An 18,081-nucleotide genomic window follows, 5' to 3' on the forward strand; every position below is an offset into this window, starting at 1 on the left:
GGTGACAGGGACGGTGCGCGCCGGCCGCCGCAGCTGGGTGAGACGATCGGCGGGACCCGGCCACAGCGGTGGCTGGTGACCGGTGCTCGGGGGAGCGCGTTGGCCCCGGCGCGAGGTGCAGGCGGCGGTGCCTGTACGCGACCACGGAGGTCCAGCATGGACAGCAGTCCTTCCCCGCAGAGCCCTTCCCCACAGGACCGGGACACGCAGACGCCGTTCCTGGCCGGGCCGGACCCGGTGGACCCGGACGGCGACGCCCGCGGCCCGGTGCTCACCTCTCCGCCCACCGGCGACCCCATCGACCGCGCCACCCGCGCCGCGCGGCGCCTCGTGGACGCCCTGCTGCGCACCAGCCGGGACAGCCCGGACCTCTCCCGGATCACCGAGGAGCTCGACTCCATCGCGGACAACCTGGAGGCGCACTGCCCCGAGGTGGAGGAGCGGCTGGCGGACATGTGGGGCGGCGAGGGCGTCACCCGGCACGACCCGGTGACCGGGCCGGAGAACGCCATCGCCCCGCCGGTGGTGCTGGCGGGCAAGGACGACGGCTCCATCGAGGGCGTGGTCACGCTGACGCTGCCCTACCAGGGGCCGCCGCGGATGGTGCACGGTGGCGTGTCCGCGCTGCTGCTCGACCACACGCTCGGGGTGGCCAACTACTGGGCGGGCGACTCCGGCATGACCGCCGAGCTGACGCTGCGCTACCACCGGCCGACGCCGCTGTTCGAGCCGCTGACCATCACCGGGCGCCAGGTGTCGGTGGAGGGCCGCAAGATCCGCACCGAGGGCCAGATCGCCACGGCTGACGGCCAGGTGTGCGTCAGCGCCCAGGGGCTGTTCATCAACAAGCACCTGCCCCGTCCCGGGCACCAGCAGCCGGAGAGCTAGCGACCTCGCGCGCTCAGGGAACCAGGATCGCCCGGCCCAGCACGGTGCCGGCCTCCAGGTCGGCGAAGGCCTTGGCGCCGTCCTCCAGCGCGTACTGCTGAGCCTGCAGGTGCAGGTGTCCCTGCTCGGCCAGCGCGAGCACCGCGCGCTGGTCGCTGCGGGTGCCGGCGTAGGTGCGGCGCACGTCCACGCCCCAGGGCAGCGCGTCGGCGCCGGCGCTGTAGGGGAAGCTGCCGCCGGCCAGCCCGACGAAGCGCAGCGCACCGTCGGCGCCCACCACCGAGGTGGCCAGGTCCACGGTGGACTGCGAGCCGACGAAGTCCAGCACCACGTCGGCGCCGTGGCCGTCGGTGAGCTCCAGGATCGCCGCGGCGGTGGACTCGTCGCTGTCGAGCACCGCGTGTGCGCCGTGGCGGGCCGCCAGCTCACGCTTGTCCGGGGAGGGGTCCACGGCCACCAGCCGCGCCGCCGAGGTGGCCGCCAGGATCTGCAGGCCCACGTGCCCGAGGCCGCCGACGCCGAGCACGGCCACCGTGGCGCCGGGCTCCAGGCGCTGCCGCACCCCGTTGATGGCGTGGTACGGGGTGAGTCCCGCGTCCGCGAGCGGCCCGGCGGTCACCGGGTCGAGCGTGCCCAGCGGCTCCAGGAAGCGGGCCTTGACCGCGATGTACTCGGCCATCCCGCCGTCCAGGCCGAGGCCCGGGCACGGCGGAAGTCCCTGGCGCCCGGCGGCGAGGCAGGCGTTGTCGCGGCCCTGCACGCACGCCCGGCAGGTGCCGCACGCCCACACCAGGTAGACCAGCACCGCGTCGCCCTCGGCGAAGCCCTCCACCGCCGGACCCACCGTGGCCACGTGGCCGGCCGTCTCGTGGCCCAGGGTCATCGCCCGTGGCGCGGGGAAGGGCAGGTGCAGCAGGTGCAGGTCGGAGTGGCACACGCCTGCGCCGGCCACCTTCACCAGCACCTCGTCGGGGGCGATGGGCGGCAGGTCGACCTCGCGGAGCGCCACCTGGCCGGGGGAGACGAGCTGCAGCGCCCGCACCTCAGCGACCCTCGGGGGAGGGCGCAGAGGCGCTGGGGTAGGACGGGCGGGCGAAACGGCTCACGGAGGTCTCCGGCGGGGTCGCGGGTCCGGGCGAGGCGGGTGCCCGGGGTGGACGGTGCTGCTCGGAGGCCCTGGTGGGCAGGACGCTATGACGGCGACACCGCGGTGTCAACGGTGCCGCACAGGAGTTCTCGGTGACCGAGATGCCCAGGTCAGCGCCTCGTCGTGGCACTTAGTGTCCGCGGAAAACGCACGCACCGTGACGGCAACGAGGAGCAGGAACCATGGGCAAGCTGGACGGTCGGGTCGCAGTCATCACGGGTGCGGGCATGGGCATCGGGCGCGGCATCGCCGGCGCGTACGCCCGCGAGGGTGCCTCGGTGGTGGTGGCCGAGATCGACGAGGCCGCCGGCCGCGAGACGGTGAGCTGGATCGGCGAGCAGTGGGGGACGCCGGCGGTGTTCGTGCCCGTGGACGTCACCGACAAGGCCCAGGTGCTGTCCATGGTGGACACCGCGGTGCAGCGCTTCGGCCGCCTGGACGTGCTGGTGAACAACGCCTGGCGCGGCAGCGGCTTCGCCCGGCTGGAAAAGATGACTGACGAGCAGCTGCGCGGCGGCTTCGACATGGCGGTGATGGCGGCGTTCTGGGCGATGCAGGCCGCGCTGCCGCACCTGCGCGAGCACGGCACCGGCCGGGTGATCAACCTCTGCTCGCTCAACGGCGTCAACGCGCACATGTACTCGGTGCAGTACAACGCCGCCAAGGAGGCGCTGCGCACCCTCACCCGCACCGCGGCCCGGGAGTGGGCCCCGCACCATGTGTGCTGCAACGTCATCTGCCCCGGTGCGATGAGCGCGGCCTACCAGCGGATGGCCGCCGCCAGCCCGGAGAACGCGGCGGCGATGGCGGCGGGCAACCCGATGGGCCGCGTCGGCGACCCGCTGGAGGACATCGGTCCGGTGGCGGTGTTCCTGGGCGGCGACGACTGCCGCTACGTCACCGGCAACACCCTGTACGTGGACGGCGGCAGCCACATCAACGGCGTGCAGTGGGCGCCCACCGTCGACTGACGCTGAGCGCCCGCTAGCCGCGCAGGGCGGCGCGGAGCTGGTCCACCGGGTCGGTGCCGTCGCGGCGTCCGCGCGGCCCCGCAGCCTTGGGCGGGACGAGCCGGCCCGCGTCGGAGCGGGTCCACTCGCGCACCGCCCAGCGCTCGGCGATGGCCCACCGGCCCTCGCGACGCTCCATCCGGTCCACGTAGCGGGCGCCGGAGGTGAAGCTCGCCTCCGGCGGTGCGTCCGGGGCTCCCCAGTGCGCGGCGCTCAGGTAGGTCTCGCTCACGGCGACGTCGCCGTGCAGCTCCACCAGGTGGTTGCCGACGTGGTGCATGGTGCCGCCCAGGCGGCGCAGCCCGCGCTCCACCCAGGCCAGGTACTCGTCCACGCCGCCGTCGAAGCCGGTGTGGTGATCGACGGCGTCGGGGTGGTAGCAGCTGCGGACGGCCTCCAGGTCCAGGCGGTCGATGGCGCGGCAGTAGCGCAGCACCACCTCGTAGATCGCCTGCTTGTCCAACAGCTCCTGCAGCGCAGCGTCAGTCATGGGGCGAACGTCTCACGCAATCCTGCTGCCCACCACGGTGCTTCCGATGAGTGAGACGTTGCGGCCAGGGATCGCGCGCCGCCGCTAGCGTCCACCCCGACGCCCCTCGGGCGCGCGCCGGACGCCGGCCGTGACCACCAAGCCGCCCCCACCAGACGCGTCCCTGCGCGTCGCACGAGGAGACTTTTTCGTTGGCAAGCACGCAGGTAGCAAGCACCCAGTTGGCAAGCACCCAGGTCCCCAGCGCGCAGCAGCGCGCCACCGTCGCCGCCCAGCTCCTCGACCGCCTCGGCGACGAGCACCTGGGGCTGCGCACCCGTGAGCAGGACTGGACCTGGCACGAGGTGGTGCACGAGAGCGCCACCCGCGGCGCCCTGGCCCAGAGCCTGCGCCAGGACGGTCCGTTCCACGTCGGCGTGCTGCTGGAGAACACCCCCGAGTTCATCTTCTGGCTGGGCGGCGCCGCGCTGAGCGGGGCCACCATCGTGGGCATCAACCCCACCCGGCGCGGGGCCGAGCTCGAGGCCGAGGTGCGCTACGTCGACTGCCAGCTCATCGTCACCGACGCCGCGGGCATGGCCCAGCTGGCCGCGCTGGACCTGGGCCTGAGCGAGGACCGCTTCCTGCTGGTGGACAGCCCCGCCTACGCCGAGCAGCTGGCCGCGCACCAGGGCACGCAGCCCGCGGTCGCGCCGGGCGTGGACGAGCAGAGCCTGTTCCTGCTGCTGTTCACCTCCGGCACCACCGGTATGTCCAAGGCGGTGCGGTGCAGCCAGGGACGGCTGGCGCGGCTGGCCTACGCCAACGTCGCCAAGTACAGCCACGTCCGCGAGGACGTCGACTACTGCTGCATGCCGCTGTTCCACGGCAACGCGCTGATGGCGCTGTGGGCACCGGCGCTGGCCGTGGGGGCCACGGTCTGCCTCACCCCGAAGTTCACCGCCTCCGGCTTCCTGCCCGACGTCCGCTTCTTCGGCGCCACGTTCTTCACCTACGTGGGCAAGGCGCTGGGCTACGTGATGGCCACCCCCGAGCAGTCTGACGACGCCGACAACACCCTGGTGCGCGGGTTCGGCACCGAGGCGTCCCCGGAGGACAAGTCGGAGTTCCTCCGCCGCTTCGGTGCCGAGCTGTTCGAGGGCTACGGCTCCAGCGAGGGTGCGGGCTCGGTGGTGCTCGACCCCGCCGCCCCGTCCGGCGCGCTGGGCCGTCCCGCGCACGCCGACATCGCCATCGTCGACCCCGACACCCGGCAGGAGCGCGTCCGCGCCCGCCTCGGTGCGCACGGCCAGGTGCTCAACCCCGACGAGTCGATCGGGGAGATGGTGGACCGCGGCGGCGCCAAGCGCTTCGAGGGCTACTACAAGAACGAGGACGCCATCGCCGAGAAGATCCGGCACGGCTGGTACTGGACGGGCGACCTCGGCTACGTGGACGAGGACGGCTACATCTACTTCGCCGGCCGCAAGGGCGACTGGATCCGGGTGGACGGCGAGAACACCTCCGCCCTGATGATCGAGCGCATCCTGCGCCGCCACCCCCAGGTGATCGCCACCGGCGTCTACGCCGTGCCCGACCCCCGCTCGGGTGACCAGGTGATGGCTGCGCTGGAGGTGGCCGACCTGGACGACTTCGACCCGGCCGAGCTGGCCACCTTCCTGGGCGCGCAGGACGACCTCGGGTCCAAGGCCGCGCCACGCTTCGTGCGGGTGTCGCTGAGCCTGCCGATGACCGGCTCCAACAAGGTGCTCAAGCGGACGCTGCAGGGCGAGCGCTGGCGCTGCGACGAGCCGGTCTACCGCTGGGTGGGGCGTGGCGCGCCCACCTACACGCTGATGAGCGAGGCCGACAAGGACGCGCTGGACGCGGAGTTCACCACCCACGGCCGCCAGCGCTTCCTCGGGGTCTAGCCGATGAGCACCGGCAGGGTCGTCCTGGTCACCGGGGCCAGTCGCGGCATCGGCCGGGAGGTCGCGCTGAGCTTCGCCCGCGCCGGCTTCGACGTGGCCATCACCGCCCGCACGGTGCACGAGGGCGAGGGTGCCGTGGCCCCGCGGACCCGGTCGGACCCCGCCGGTCCCATCGCGGTGCCGGGCAGCCTGGACACCACCGCCGCCGAGATCACCGCGTGCGGGGTGCGGGTGCTGCCGGTGCCGATGGACCTGCTCGACCTTGCCTCGGTGCGGGCCGCCGGTGCCCGGGTGCTCACCGAGTGGGGCCGGGTGGACGTGCTGGTGAACAACGCCTACGCGCAGACCGCGGGCAACATGGACCGGCTGCTGGAGATCGACCTGGCCGACGCCGAGGCGATGGTGCGCGGCAGCTACCTGCACCAGCTCGCCCTCGTCCAGCAGGTGCTGCCGGCGATGGTGGCGGCTGGTGGGGGAGTGATCGTCAACCTGGCGTCGGGCTCGGCCACCACGGACCCGCCCGCCGCACCCGGCGAGGGTGGCTGGGGGCTGTCCTACGCCGCGTCCAAGGCCGCCTTCGGGCGGCTGGCCGGCGCGATCAACGCCGAGTACCGCAGCCACGGGGTCACCGCGCACAACCTCAGCCCCGGCTTCGTCATCACCGAGAGCGGGCGGGCCCGCGGCGGCACCGACGCCATCGAGAAGGCCGGCGCCACTGCTGTCCCGGCCACGATGGCCGCGGACGCCGCCGTGTGGCTGGCCACCTCGCCGCAGGCGGACCGCTTCCTCGGCACGGTGGTCTCCGCGCCGCGACTGGTGCGGGAGCTGGCCGAGACACCGGCCGAAGACGTGGCACCGACAGGGAAAGAGGACCACTGAGATGACGTCCGACATGAAGATCGGCGTGGTGATGCCGGTGGAGCTGGGGCAGGCCGGCGAGCCCGAGTGGATCCTGCGCTTCGCCAGGGCCGCAGAGTCGCTGGGCTTCCACGAGGTCTCCGCGGTGGAGCACTCCGTGGTGATCTCCCAGACCACCAGCACCTACCCGTACTCGCCCACCGGCAAGTCCCACCTGCCCGACGACTGCAGCCTGCCCGACCCGCTGGAGCTGCTGTCCTACCTGGCGGGGGCTACCACCACCCTGGGCCTGGCCACCGGCGTGCTGGTGCTGCCCAACCACAACCCGGTGGTGCTGGCCAAGCGGCTGGCCACCCTGGACCGCCTCTCCGGCGGGCGGCTGCGCATCTGCCTGGGGCTGGGCTGGATGCGCGAGGAGGTGGAGGCCTGCGGCGGTGACTTCGACCGGCGCGGCAAGACCGCCGACGAGGCCATCGCGGTGATGCGCGCGCTGTGGGCCGGCACCGACCCGGAGGGCGTCAGCTTCGACGGCGACCACTACTCCTTCCGCGGCGCGCACAGCTGGCCCAAGCCGGCCCGGGAGCACCGCGTCCCGCTGTACGTCGGTGGGCACAGCAAGGCGGCGGCCCGGCGCGCCGGACGGCTGGGGGACGGCTTCCAGCCGCTGGGCCTGGGCGGCGACGACCTGGCCGCGGCCGTGGCCGTCATGCGCGAGGCCGCCACCGGCGCGGGCCGCGACCCGCAGGAGGTGAGCCTGGTGCTCGGCGCGGGCCTGCACCGACTGGACGAGGCCAAGCTCGACTGGGCCCGCTCCCTCGGCTCCGACCGCATCCTGGTGTCGGCGTCGGGTCGGGCAGACAGCCTGGACAAGGTGATCGACGAGATGGCGGAGTGCTCAGCGCGGCTGGGGCTGGTGTGACGGGGCGGCTCAGCGCAGCAGGGTGACCGAGCGGTCCTCGGACAGGTCCACCACCAGCTCGCGGCGGGCGATGCGCCAGCCGTCGGCCACCCGGCGGTAGGTGTCCTGGTAGCGGAGGAACAGCACGTTGTCCCGGGTCTCCTCCCCGCGCTGGTAGAGGTGGTGGGCGGCGCAGTAGGTCTCGGCGTGCGCCGTGTCGGGGTGCTCGCCGGCCTCGGCCAGCACCTGCTGGCTGACCACGTGGTGGGTGCCCAGCAGGTGCCCCGTCGCCTGCAGCAGACCGGCCGCCACCGCCTCGGCGCCGACGATCTCCGCGCTGCGGCCCTTGCGGACGAGGGTAGCGGGCTGCACCAGCACCGCGTCGTCGGTGAACAGCGCCAGCAGGGCCGCCTGGTCGCGCCGGTCCACCGCCTGGGCGTAGCGGCCGGGCAGGTCGACCAGGGCCAGCTGGTCTGCGAGCGTGCGCGTCATCGGTGCGGTCTCCTGTGCTGGGCGGGGGTGCCTGGAGGGGTGTGCCTGGAGGGGTGTGCCTGATGGGTGTGCCTGGGTGGGTGTGACTGCCATCTCAGCCGGTCGGGGCGTCGCCAGGCGAGCGCCCCTTCCGCTCACCGAGACACCGCACGGCGGGGGCAGGAGCGGCTGACTAGCGTCCGGGAGAGATGCGCGTGGTGGCCCCAGCGGCGCCGTGCCAGGTCTGGGTTGCACCGGTGATGAGGAGAGTGGTCATGGATCTGCGGGAGACGACCGAGCAGCGGGAGCTGCGCAAGGAGCTCCGGGAGTACTTCGCCACGCTCCTGCCCGAGGAGAAGCGACGCGCTGCCGGTGAGGGCGGTGTCGGTGGCTCCAGCTTCCGCGAGATCGTGAAGCTGCTGGGCAAGGACGGCTGGCTGGGCATCGGCTGGCCCACCGAGTACGGCGGCCAGGGTCGCTCCATCGAGGAGCAGTTCATCTTCTTCGACGAGGTGCAGCGCGCCGGTCTGCCGTTCCCCTTCGTCACCGTGAACACCGTCGGCCCCACGCTGATGAAGTACGGCACGCAGGAGCAGAAGGACCGCTACCTGCCCGGCATCCTGGCCGGCGACATCGTCTTCGCCATCGGCTACACCGAGCCCGAGGCCGGCACCGACCTGGCCTCGCTGAAGACCCGCGCGGTGCGCGACGGCGACGAGTGGGTGATCGAGGGCTCCAAGATCTTCACCAGCGGCGCCAACACCGCCGACTACGTCTGGCTGGCCGCCCGCACCGACGCCGAGGCGCCCAAGCACAAGGGCGTGTCCATCCTCATCGTGCCCACCGACGACCCCGGCTTCTCCTGGTCGCCCATCGAGACCGTGGGCGGGCTCAAGGTCACCGCCACCTACTACAGCGGCATCCGCGTCGGTGACGGCGACGTCGTCGGCGACGTCAACGGCGGCTGGCGGCTGATCACCGCCCAGCTCAACCACGAGCGCATCGGCCTGGCCGCCATCGGCGGGCGGACCTACGGCCTGTGGCACCAGGTGCTGGACTGGGCCAAGGAGACCGGCGCGATCGAGCTGCCCTGGGTGCAGGCCGACCTGGCCCGCACGCACGCCAAGCTCGAGGCGATGCGGCTGCTGAACTGGAAGATGACCAGCGCCGTCGCCGCCGACACCCTCTCCGGTGCCGACGCCGGTGGCACCAAGACCTACGGCACCGAGACCCACATCGACGTCTACCGAACCCTGCTGGGCATCCTCGGCGCGGCCGGGCGCATCCGCCCGGAGTCCCCGGGCGCGGTGCTGGCCGGGCAGATCGAGCAGATCTCCCGCCAGGGCGTGGTGAACACCTTCGGTGGCGGCGTCAACGAGGTGCTGCGCGACATGGTCGCCACCATCGGCCTCGGCATGGCACGAGAGAAGAGGGTGAAGTGAGCGACTTCCTCACCAGGCTCAAGGCCTTCGAGGGCAAGACCCTGGTTCCCGCCGCGTGGGGACCGGACGCGGTGAACACGCCGATGATCCGCCACTGGGTGGAGACGATGGGCGACACCAACCCGATCTACCTGGACGAGGCCGCGGCCAAGGCCACCGGACGTCCCGGCGTCGTGGCCCCGGCGATGATGCTGCAGGTCTGGACCATGAAGACCTTCGCCGAGAAGATGGCCGCCAACGCCGCCGCGGAGAGCGGTGCCGGCACCGGCGAGCCGTCGGTGGCCGAGCAGCTGCAGGCGGTCCTGGACGAGGCGGGCTTCACCTCCGTGGTGGCCACCGACTCCGACCAGGAGATCGTCCGCGAGCTGCGCCCCGGTGACGTGGTCAGCACCACCGAGGTGGTGAAGTCCATCTCGGACGAGAAGAAGACCGGCCTGGGCACCGGTCACTTCGTCACCACGCTGCGCACCTACCGCGACGCCGACGACGAGGTGGTGGGTACCCAGCGCTGGCGCCTGCTGCGCTTCAAGCCCGCCGAGGCTGCCGCGTCCACCGAGGCTGCCGCGCCGGCACCCGAGCGTGCGCTGCGCCCCCGCCCGGCGCTCAACCAGGACAACCTCTTCTGGTTCGAGGCGGCCAAGGAGCACCGGCTGGTCATCCAGCGCTGCACCAGCTGCGGCACGCTGCGCCACCCCACCGGCCCCATGTGCGGGCAGTGCCAGTCGCTGGACTGGGACACCGTGGACGCCTCCGGGCGCGGGGTCGTCTACAGCTTCGTGGTCAACCACCACCCCAAGATCGATGCCTTCGACTACCCGCTGGTGGTCGCCGTCATCGAGCTCGAGGAGGGGACCCGACTGATCGCCAACATGACACACGTCCAGCCCGACGAGGTGACGATCGGCATGCCGGTCGAGCTGGACTGGATCGACGCAGACCCGGAGCTGACGCTTCCCGCGTTCCGGCCGGCCGCAGGAGAGAGCATCTGATGGACTTCACCCTGAGCGAGGAGCAGGAGGCCATTCGCGGCCTCGCTGCCGACATCTTCACCGGCAAGGCCACCACCGACCGGGTCAAGGAGGTCGAGAAGACCGCCGAGAACGTCGACCGCGAGCTGTGGCGCGAGCTGGCCAACAGCGGCCTGCTGGGCATCGCGCTCCCGGAGGACCTCGGCGGCGGCGGCCTGGGGCTGGCCGAGCTGTACGTGCTGCTCGAGCAGCAGGGCCGCCACGTGGCCCCGGTGCCGGTGTGGCCGCACACGCTGGCCGCGCTGGCAATCGCCGAGCACGGCACGCCCGCGCAGCGCACCGAGCTGGTCCCGGCCGCGGCGGAGGGCAGCATCATCCTCACCGTGGGTCTGGAGGAGTTCGGCACCTTCACCGACGGCGCCCCCACCGTGTCCGCCCGCCAGGACGCCGACGGCCAGTGGCGCCTCACCGGCGCCAAGGCCGTGGTACCGGTGACCCACGTGGCCCACCGCGCCGTGGTCTCGGCCAGCACGGACACCGGCCCCGCGCTGTTCCTGCTCGACCTGGCCGCCGAGGGCGTGCAGGTGGAGCAGACGGTGTCCACCACCCACGAGGTGTGCGGCAACGTGGACCTCAGCTCCGCCCCCGCCGAGCTGGTCGGCGCCGCCGACGGCAGCACGGTGTCCTGGCTGCTCGACCGGGTGGAGCTGGCGCTGGCCGCCATCGCGATCGGCGTCGGCGACGGCGCCGTGCGCCAGGCCGTGGACTACCTCAACGGTCGCCACCAGTTCGGCAAGCCGCTGGCCACCTTCCAGGCCGTCGCCCACCAGATGGCCGACTGCTACATCGACCTGGAGGCCATGCGGGTCACCCTGTGGCAGGCCGCGTGGCTGCTGTCGGAGGGCCTGGACACCGGCACCTCGGTGCTGGTGGCCAAGTGGTGGGCCACCGACGGTGGACAGCGCGTGGTGCACCGCACCCAGCACGTGCACGGCGGCATCGGCGTGGACACCGACTACCCGGTGCACCGCTACCTGCTGTGGAACAAGCAGATCGCGGCGACCCTCGGCGGGGCCAGCTCCGACCTCGCCCGCCTGGGCGCGCAGCTGGCCGCCGGTGTCGAGGTGGCCTCGTGAGCGCCACCTCCGCAGCGCTGCAGGGCCGCAGCTACGACGACGTCCAGGTGGGGGAGCAGCTGCCCGAGCTGGCCGTCCCGCTCACCCGCACGCTGATCATCGCCACGGCGCTGGCCACCCGGGACTTCCAGGACGTCCACCACGACCCGACGCTGGCGGCCGAGCGTGGCTCCAGGGACATCTTCATGAACATCCTCACCAGCAACGGCCTGGTGGGCCGCTACGTCACCGACTGGGCCGGGCCGCAGGTCTTCCTGCGTCGGGTGAACATCCGGCTGGGTGCGCCCAACTACCCCGGCGACACCATGACCATGAGCGGTGAGGTGGTGTCCAAGCAGGACGGCGCCGTCGAGGTGAAGGTGGTCGGGGCCAACAGCCTGGGCAACCACGCCAGCGGCACCGTCACGGTCGTCTTCCCGACCGACGCCTCCGCGGTCGGCACCGAAGGAGCGAACAGCTGATGGCTCCCAGCCCCCTGTCCGCCGCCGCCGCCATCGTCGGCATCGGCGCCACCGAGTTCTCCAAGGCTTCCGGGCGCAGCGAGCTCTCGCTGGCCTGCGAGGCCATCGTCGCCGCGCTGGCCGACGCCGGCATCGACCCGTCCGAGGTGGACGGGCTCTCCACCTACACCGCGGAGACCAACGGCGAGGTGCTGGTCGCCCGCAACTGTGGCCTGGGCGAGCTCAAGTTCTTCTCCCGCATCGGCTACGGCGGCGGCGCCGCGTGCGCCACCGTGCAGCAGGCGGCCATGGCCGTGGCGACCGGCGTGGCCGACGTGGTGGTCTGCTACCGCGCGTTCAACGAGCGCTCCGGGGTCCGCTACGGCCTCGGCCAGCACGACCGCCCGCTGGACAGCACCGCCGACCGGGCCGCCTACGCCTGGCTGACGCCGCAGGGGCTGTCCACGCCCGCGCAGTGGGTGGCGATGTTCGCCCGCCGCTACATGCACCAGCACGGTGCCACCAGCGAGGACTTCGGCCGAGTGGCCGTGGTGGCGCGCAAGCACGCGGCCAACAACCCCAAGGCGTGGTTCTACGAGCGCCCCATCACGCTGGCCGACCACCAGGCCTCGCGTTGGATCGCGGAGCCGCTGCACCTGCTGGACTGCTGCCAGGAGACCGACGGTGGCCAGGCGCTGGTCATCGTCTCCGCCGAGCGGGCCAAGGACCTCAAGCACACCCCCGCCATCATCAAGGGTGCGGCGCAGGGCTCGGGCAAGGACCAGCACATGATGACCAGCTACTACCGCCCGGACATCACCGGCATCCCGGAGATGGGCCTGGTCGGCCGGCAGCTGTACAGCCAGAGCGGGCTGAGCCCGGACGACGTGCAGGCCGCCGTCCTCTACGACCACTTCACCCCGCTGGTGCTCCCGCAGCTGGAGGAGCTGGGCTTCTGCGGCGTGGGGGAGGCCAAGGACTTCATCGCCGACGGCAACCTGGAGATCGGTGGGCGCCTGCCCAGCAACACCCACGGCGGCCAGGTCGGCGAGGCGTACCTGCACGGCACCAACGGCATCGCCGAGGCGGTGCGGGTGCTGCGTGGCACGTCCACCAACCAGCCCGATGGCGTGCAGAACATGGTCGTCACGGCGGGCACCGCGGTGCCCACCAGCGGCCTGCTGCTCGGCCTGGCCTGAGCCCGGTGAGCACCACCACCGGCCTGGACCCACGGCCGGCGGGGGAGTGGGCCGGCACCGCGCTGGGCACCCGCACCGTCGCCTACGACGAGCGCGACGCGATCCTCTACGCGCTCGCCGTGGGCGCGGCGGCCACCGACCTCGACCTGGTCTTCGAGCGAGACCTGCGGGTGCTGCCCACGTTCGCGCTGTCCCTGGCGCAGTGGGCCCCGGACGCGCTGGGCTCGGCCGGCGGCTTCGACACCCGCACCTCGGTGCACGGGGCGCAGGAGCTGACGGTGCTCAAGCCGCTGCCCCGCTCCGGTGAGCTCACCATGTCCGCCTCGGTGGGGCAGGTGTGGGACAAGGGCGCGGCCGCGGTGTTCGAGGTCGCGGTGGAGAGCGAGTACTTCGTCGCCACCTGGTCGATCTTCGGCCCCGGCAGCGGTGGCTTCGGTGGCGAGCGCGGACCGGGCAAGCCGCCGGCGCCGAGCACGCCGCCCACCGACAGCCGCGCGCTGCCCACCTCACCACGGCAGGCAGTGCTCTACCGGCTCACCGGCGACCGCCACCCCATCCACGTCGACCCGGTGGCCGCCGCGGGCATCGGGCAGCCGCGGCCGATCATGCACGGCCTGTGCACGGTGGCGACGGCGATGCTGGGGGCCGCTGACGCCCTGGGCGCGCACCCGGCGGACCTCGCTGCCCTGGCTGGACGCTTCGCCGCGCCCGCCTTTCCCGGCGACACCCTGCGGCTGGACCTGTGGCAGCCGGAGGCCGGCCCGCTGGCGTTCGAGGTGCACGGACCCGACGGCGCCGCCGTGGTCAGCGCCGGCCGCCTCGCCTTCGCCTGACCCGAGCACCCCCGTCCGTCAACCCCTCTGGAGCGCACCCATGAGCACCGACTCCTCCCGCACGCTCGAGGGCAAGGTCGCCCTGATCACCGGTGCCGGACAGGGCGTGGGGCAGGGCATCGCCTTCGCCCTGGCCCGCCGGGGCGCGGCCATCGCGGTGGCCGGGCGCACCGAGCAGAAGCTGCTGGACACCTGCAAGGAGATCGAGGCGTTCGGCGGCCGGGCCGAGCCGGTGGTCTGCGACGTCAGCGTCGCCGCGCAGGCGGCCCCGGCCGTGGAGCGCACCGTGGAGCTGCTGGGCGGGCTGGACATCCTGGTGAACAACGCCAACTCCTCGGCCCTGGGGAGCCTGCTGGAGATCGACGTGGACCTGCTGGAGAAGGCCTTTGCCACCGGGCCGCTGGCAGCGCTGCGGCTGATGAAGGCCTGCCACCCGCACATGAAGGCCGCCGGCGGCGGAGCGATCATCAACATGGTGAGCTCGGCGGCGGTGCGCTGGGACACCAGCGGCTACGGCGCCTACGCCTCGGCCAAGGAGGCCATGCGCTCGCTCACCCGCACCGCGGCCAGCGAGTGGGGGGTCGACGGCATCCGGGTGAACGCCGTGGCGCCGCACGCGCTCTCGCCCGGCCTGAAGTGGTGGACGGAGAACCGCCCGGAGGAGGCTGCGGAGTTCGTCAAGACCATTCCGCTCGGCCGCATCGGTGACTGCGAGCAGGACATCGGCCGTGCGGTCGCCTTCCTGGTGGGACCCGACGCGGGGTACCTGAGCGGGGCGACCATCCCGCTCGACGGTGGTCAGGCCCGCTGGTCCTGACCCCGGCACGATCCCACTGAGCGGAATCCGGTGCCGCCGGGCTGATCTTTGCCACAAGATGGCGCATACCGAACGGGAAAGTGACCTGCGTCACTACGCCTGTTGCCGTGCAGGTGTGCCCGTGGAGGTTTCCGGATGCTGCGTCCCCGTAAGAGCGTGGCCCGCGTTGGGCGCCTGGTGGCGGTAGCCCTGGCCGGCAGCGTGCTGCTGGCCTCGTGCGCCAGCACCAACGACGACGCCGACGGCGGTGCCGGCGCACCCGCCCCGGCCCCCGAGGCGGGGCTCGTCGGCAACCAGGACAACAGCGGGACGCCCGTCAAGGGCGGCACCATGACCTTTGCCCCCTACGGCTTCGTCGCCAGCCTGGACCCCACCAAGGCGCTGCCCGCCGGTGCGACCGGTGGCACCGAGGAGGCGGCGGTCTACGACCTGCTGATGCGCTACGACCACGACCGCAAGTCCTACGTGCCCAAGCTGGCCAAGTCCCTCGAGGTCAGCGACGACCAGCTGACCTGGACGCTCACGCTGCGGGAGAACATCACCTTCAGCGACGGCACTCCGCTGGACGCGGCCGCGGTGATCGCCAGCATCAAGCGATACAACGCCGGCCGCGGCTCGCTGAACGAGGTGTGGACCAGCACGGTCACCTCCGCCACCGCGACCGACCCGCTGACCATCAAGCTCACCGTGAACCAGCCGTACTCCGAGCTGCCGGCGCTGCTGGCCACCGGCCACGGCATGATCCTGGCCCCGGCGGCGTACCAGGATCCGGCCAAGTTCACCCCGATCGGGGCGGGGCCGTTCACGGTGGAGCGTTTCGCGGCCAACAACGAGCTGGTGCTCAAGGCCCGCCCGGACTACTGGGACGGAGCGCCGAACCTGGAGCGGCTGCGCTTCGTGGCCATCAACGGCGAGCAGGCCAAGGCCGATGGGTTGAAGTCCGGTGGCAGCACCGCGGCCTACCTGCGCAGCGCGGTGACCGTGGACGAGACGCTCAACGCCGGCTACCCCGGCTTCGTGGACGCTCCCGCGCTGAGCGCGACCGCCCAGATCAACACCCGGGCCGGCAAGCCCGGCGCCGACCTCACGGTGCGCCAGGCCATCGCCCACGCGGTGAACGAGAACGTCTTCAACGAGCGGGTCTGGGGCGGCAAGGGGCTGCCCGGCCGCGACGTGTTCCCGGCGCACTCCGCGTGGAACACCGACGTCAAGGGCCTGGCCCACGACCCGGCCAAGGCCAAGGCGCTGCTGGAGGAGGCCAAGAAGAAGGGCTACGACGGCAGGCTCACCTACCTCGGGCTGAACGAGCCGGCTGCGCAGCAGAGCGCGCTCGCCGTGCAGGCGATGCTCCAGGCCGTCGGCTTCACGGTGGACATCGCCTACGCCAACAACCTCACCGAGCTGGTCAAGAAGATGTACGTCGACCACGACTTCGACATCACCTACGGCGCATACAACGTCCAGGACGCCGCGCCGTTCACCCGGTTGAAGCCCGCCCTCACCACCGGGGCGTCCAACAACATCATGGGCTACAGCGACCCCGGGATGGACGCGCTGCTGCTCAAGCTGAAGAGCGCCGACGGCGACGACGCCAAGCGCACGGTGCTGGGCGAGATCCAGCAGAAGATCAACGACACCGTCCCGGTGGTGCCGATCGGGGCCTTCAAGACCTTCATCGCCTGGCAGCAGAACCTGCACGGGGTCAGCCCCAGCTCGGACGGCATCATGCTGTTCGAGAAGGCGTGGCTCACGCCCTGACCGGCCGCTCCGGTGTCCCACTGAGCGGAATCCGCCGCCGCCAGGCTGATCTTTGCCACAAGATGGCACTGCCGAACAGTAATAGTGAACTGAGTCATACCACTGCTGTTCCCCCAACTCACGTGTCGCCTGTGGAGGGTCTGAATGCTGCGTCCCCGAATGAGCCTTGGTCGCGCTGGTCGCCTGGTGGCGGTAGCCCTGGCCGGCAGCGTGCTGCTCGCCTCGTGCGCCAGCACCAAGGATGACGCTGACGGCGGTGCCGGCGCGCCGGCCGAGGCTCCGGTGACGGGACTGATCGGCAACCAGGACGACAGCGGGACGCCCGTCAAGGGCGGCACCATGACGTTCGCGCCGTACGGGTTCGTCACCAGCCTGGATCCCACCAAGGCGCTGCCCGCTGGCGCCACCGGTGGCACCGAGGAGGCGGCGGTCTACGACCTGCTGATGCGCTACGACCTGGGCACCAAGCAGTTCGTGCCCAAGCTGGCCAAGTCCCTCGAGGTCAGCGACGACCAGCTGACGTGGACGCTCACGTTGCGGGAGAACGTCACCTTCAGCGACGGCACCCCCTTGAACGCCGCGGCCGTGCTCGCCAGCATCAACCGGTACAACGCCGCCCGCGGCTCGCAGAACGAGGTGTGGACCAGGACGGTCACCTCCGCCACGGCGACCGATCCGCTGACCATCAAGCTCACCGTCAACCAGCCGTACTCCGAGCTGCCGGCGCTGCTGGCTACCGGCCACGGCATGATCCTGGCTCCGGCGGCGTACCAGGATCCTGCCAAGTTCACCCCGATCGGGGCGGGCCCGTTCACGGTGGAGCGTTTCGCGGCCAACAACGAGCTGGTGCTGAAGGCGCGCCCGGACTACTGGGACGGTGCGCCGAACCTGGAGCGGCTGCGCTTCGTGGCCATCAACGGCGAGCAGGCCAAGGCCGACGGGCTGAAGTCCGGTGGCAACACCGTGGCCTACCTGCGCAGCGCCATCACCGTGGACGAGGTGCTCAACGCCGGCTACCCCGGGTACGTCGACGCGGCCGGACTGACCTCGATCCTGCAGATCAACTCCCGGGCCGGCAAGGCCGGCGCCGACCTCACGGTGCGCCAGGCCATCGCCCACGCGGTGAACGACCAGACCTACAACGAGCGAGTGTGGGGGGGCAAGGGCCTGCTCGGCCGGGACGCGTTCCCAGCGCACTCGAAGTGGCACAACGACGTCGACGGCCTGCCCTACGACCCGGCCAAGGCCAAGACGCTGCTGGAGGAGGCCAAGAAGAAGGGCTACGACGGCAAGCTCACCTACCTCGGGCTGAACGAGCCGTCGGCGCTGCAGGGCGCGCTCGCCACGCAGGCGATGCTGCAGGCCGTCGGGTTCACCGTGGAGATCGCCTACGCCAACAACCTCACCGAGCTGGTGAAGAAGATGTACGTCGACCACGACTTCGACATCACCTACGGCGCCTACAGCGTGCAGGACGCGGCTCCGTTCACCCGCCTGATGCCGGCCTTCACCACCGGGGCCTCCAACAACATCATGGGTTACAGCGACCCCGGCATGGACGCGCTGCTGCTCAAGCTGAAGAGCGCTGACGGCGACGACGCCAAGCGCACGGTGCTGGGCGAGATCCAGCAGAAGATCAACGACACCGTCCCGGTGGCGCCGGTGGGTGCGTTCAAGACCTTCATCGCCTGGCAGGACAGCTTGCACGGGGTCCGACCCAGCTACGACGGAATCATGCTGTTCGACAAGGCGTGGATCACCCCCTGACCGGCTCCGCCCGCATCACCTGCCATCAGCTCGTCACAAGAAACAGGAG

Annotated in this window: 17 protein-coding genes; 14 read left to right on the forward strand and 3 right to left on the reverse strand. The window is 71.9% G+C overall.

Features of this window, described 5'->3' with window-relative positions; all coding sequences use genetic code 11:
- The first annotated feature begins 156 nt into the window (after positions 1-156).
- The gene (locus tag AC3YO9_RS15845; RefSeq protein WP_127782343.1) at positions 157-888 is read left to right on the forward strand and encodes a PaaI family thioesterase; all 732 of its coding nucleotides are present in this window, start codon (positions 157-159) and stop codon (positions 886-888) included.
- A gap of 13 nt (positions 889-901) precedes the next feature.
- Here the strand turns inward: AC3YO9_RS15845 and AC3YO9_RS15850 are convergent, their stop codons facing one another.
- Positions 902-1,930: an alcohol dehydrogenase catalytic domain-containing protein gene (locus tag AC3YO9_RS15850; RefSeq protein ID WP_127782344.1), complete on the reverse strand. Its 1,029-nt coding sequence runs from the start codon at positions 1,928-1,930 to the stop codon at positions 902-904.
- A gap of 287 nt (positions 1,931-2,217) precedes the next feature.
- On the opposite strand from AC3YO9_RS15850, the gene AC3YO9_RS15855 reads away from it, so the two are divergent.
- The gene (locus tag AC3YO9_RS15855; RefSeq protein ID WP_489983848.1) at positions 2,218-3,006 is read left to right on the forward strand and encodes an SDR family NAD(P)-dependent oxidoreductase; all 789 of its coding nucleotides are present in this window, start codon (positions 2,218-2,220) and stop codon (positions 3,004-3,006) included.
- Between the two features lie 13 nt (positions 3,007-3,019).
- Here the strand turns inward: AC3YO9_RS15855 and AC3YO9_RS15860 are convergent, their stop codons facing one another.
- Complete coding sequence (locus AC3YO9_RS15860; RefSeq protein ID WP_489983849.1) at positions 3,020-3,535, reverse strand: nuclear transport factor 2 family protein; 516 nt, start codon at positions 3,533-3,535, stop codon at positions 3,020-3,022.
- Between the two features lie 221 nt (positions 3,536-3,756).
- Between AC3YO9_RS15860 and casI the strand changes: the two genes are divergently transcribed.
- From casI to AC3YO9_RS15875, 3 genes are read left to right on the forward strand one after another with little or no spacing between them, the layout of a single operon-like run.
- A complete protein-coding gene (gene casI / locus AC3YO9_RS15865; RefSeq protein ID WP_489983850.1) occupies positions 3,757-5,445 on the forward strand; it encodes a steroid-22-oyl-CoA synthetase in 1,689 nt (562 codons plus the stop codon).
- Positions 5,446-5,448: 3 nt separating this feature from the next.
- Positions 5,449-6,324 (forward strand): SDR family NAD(P)-dependent oxidoreductase, encoded by an 876-nt coding sequence (locus tag AC3YO9_RS15870; RefSeq protein WP_127782348.1) that lies wholly within the window; start codon positions 5,449-5,451, stop codon positions 6,322-6,324.
- 13 nt (positions 6,325-6,337) lie between these two features.
- Entirely contained in the window at positions 6,338-7,222 is an 885-nt protein-coding gene (locus AC3YO9_RS15875) for an LLM class F420-dependent oxidoreductase (RefSeq protein WP_489984085.1), read from the forward strand.
- 9 nt (positions 7,223-7,231) lie between these two features.
- On the opposite strand, the gene AC3YO9_RS15880 is transcribed toward AC3YO9_RS15875, so the two are convergent.
- The gene (locus tag AC3YO9_RS15880; RefSeq protein WP_489983851.1) at positions 7,232-7,693 is read right to left on the reverse strand and encodes a nuclear transport factor 2 family protein; all 462 of its coding nucleotides are present in this window, start codon (positions 7,691-7,693) and stop codon (positions 7,232-7,234) included.
- Positions 7,694-7,947: 254 nt separating this feature from the next.
- Here AC3YO9_RS15880 and AC3YO9_RS15885 point away from each other — a divergent pair, with 254 nt between their 5' ends.
- The 9 genes from AC3YO9_RS15885 to AC3YO9_RS15925 all read left to right on the forward strand — a co-directional run bounded on the left by AC3YO9_RS15885 (position 7,948) and on the right by AC3YO9_RS15925 (position 18,032).
- A complete protein-coding gene (locus tag AC3YO9_RS15885; RefSeq protein ID WP_127782350.1) occupies positions 7,948-9,114 on the forward strand; it encodes an acyl-CoA dehydrogenase family protein in 1,167 nt (388 codons plus the stop codon).
- Positions 9,111-10,103 (forward strand): bifunctional MaoC family dehydratase N-terminal/OB-fold nucleic acid binding domain-containing protein, encoded by a 993-nt coding sequence (locus AC3YO9_RS15890; protein WP_489983852.1) that lies wholly within the window; start codon positions 9,111-9,113, stop codon positions 10,101-10,103. Before AC3YO9_RS15885 ends, AC3YO9_RS15890 begins: the two co-directional genes overlap by 4 nt.
- Positions 10,103-11,218, forward strand: coding sequence for an acyl-CoA dehydrogenase family protein (locus tag AC3YO9_RS15895; protein ID WP_489983853.1), 1,116 nt, complete (start codon positions 10,103-10,105; stop codon positions 11,216-11,218). The genes AC3YO9_RS15890 and AC3YO9_RS15895 overlap by 1 nt, the downstream gene beginning before the upstream one ends.
- A complete protein-coding gene (locus AC3YO9_RS15900) occupies positions 11,215-11,679 on the forward strand; it encodes a MaoC family dehydratase (protein WP_489983854.1) in 465 nt (154 codons plus the stop codon). Before AC3YO9_RS15895 ends, AC3YO9_RS15900 begins: the two co-directional genes overlap by 4 nt.
- On the forward strand, positions 11,679-12,857 hold the full coding sequence (locus tag AC3YO9_RS15905) for a lipid-transfer protein (RefSeq protein WP_489983855.1): 1,179 nt from the start codon (positions 11,679-11,681) through the stop codon (positions 12,855-12,857). Before AC3YO9_RS15900 ends, AC3YO9_RS15905 begins: the two co-directional genes overlap by 1 nt.
- Before the next feature lie 5 nt (positions 12,858-12,862).
- Complete coding sequence (locus AC3YO9_RS15910; protein WP_489983856.1) at positions 12,863-13,690, forward strand: MaoC/PaaZ C-terminal domain-containing protein; 828 nt, start codon at positions 12,863-12,865, stop codon at positions 13,688-13,690.
- Between the two features lie 40 nt (positions 13,691-13,730).
- Complete coding sequence (locus AC3YO9_RS15915; protein ID WP_489983857.1) at positions 13,731-14,507, forward strand: SDR family NAD(P)-dependent oxidoreductase; 777 nt, start codon at positions 13,731-13,733, stop codon at positions 14,505-14,507.
- 135 nt (positions 14,508-14,642) lie between these two features.
- Positions 14,643-16,265 (forward strand): ABC transporter substrate-binding protein, encoded by a 1,623-nt coding sequence (locus AC3YO9_RS15920; protein ID WP_489983858.1) that lies wholly within the window; start codon positions 14,643-14,645, stop codon positions 16,263-16,265.
- A 144-nt stretch (positions 16,266-16,409) separates the two neighbouring features.
- A complete protein-coding gene (locus AC3YO9_RS15925; RefSeq protein ID WP_489983859.1) occupies positions 16,410-18,032 on the forward strand; it encodes an ABC transporter substrate-binding protein in 1,623 nt (540 codons plus the stop codon).
- The last annotated feature ends 49 nt before the right edge of the window (positions 18,033-18,081 follow it).

The sequence above is a fragment of the Rhodococcus sp. Z6_132 genome, assembly GCF_058133635.1.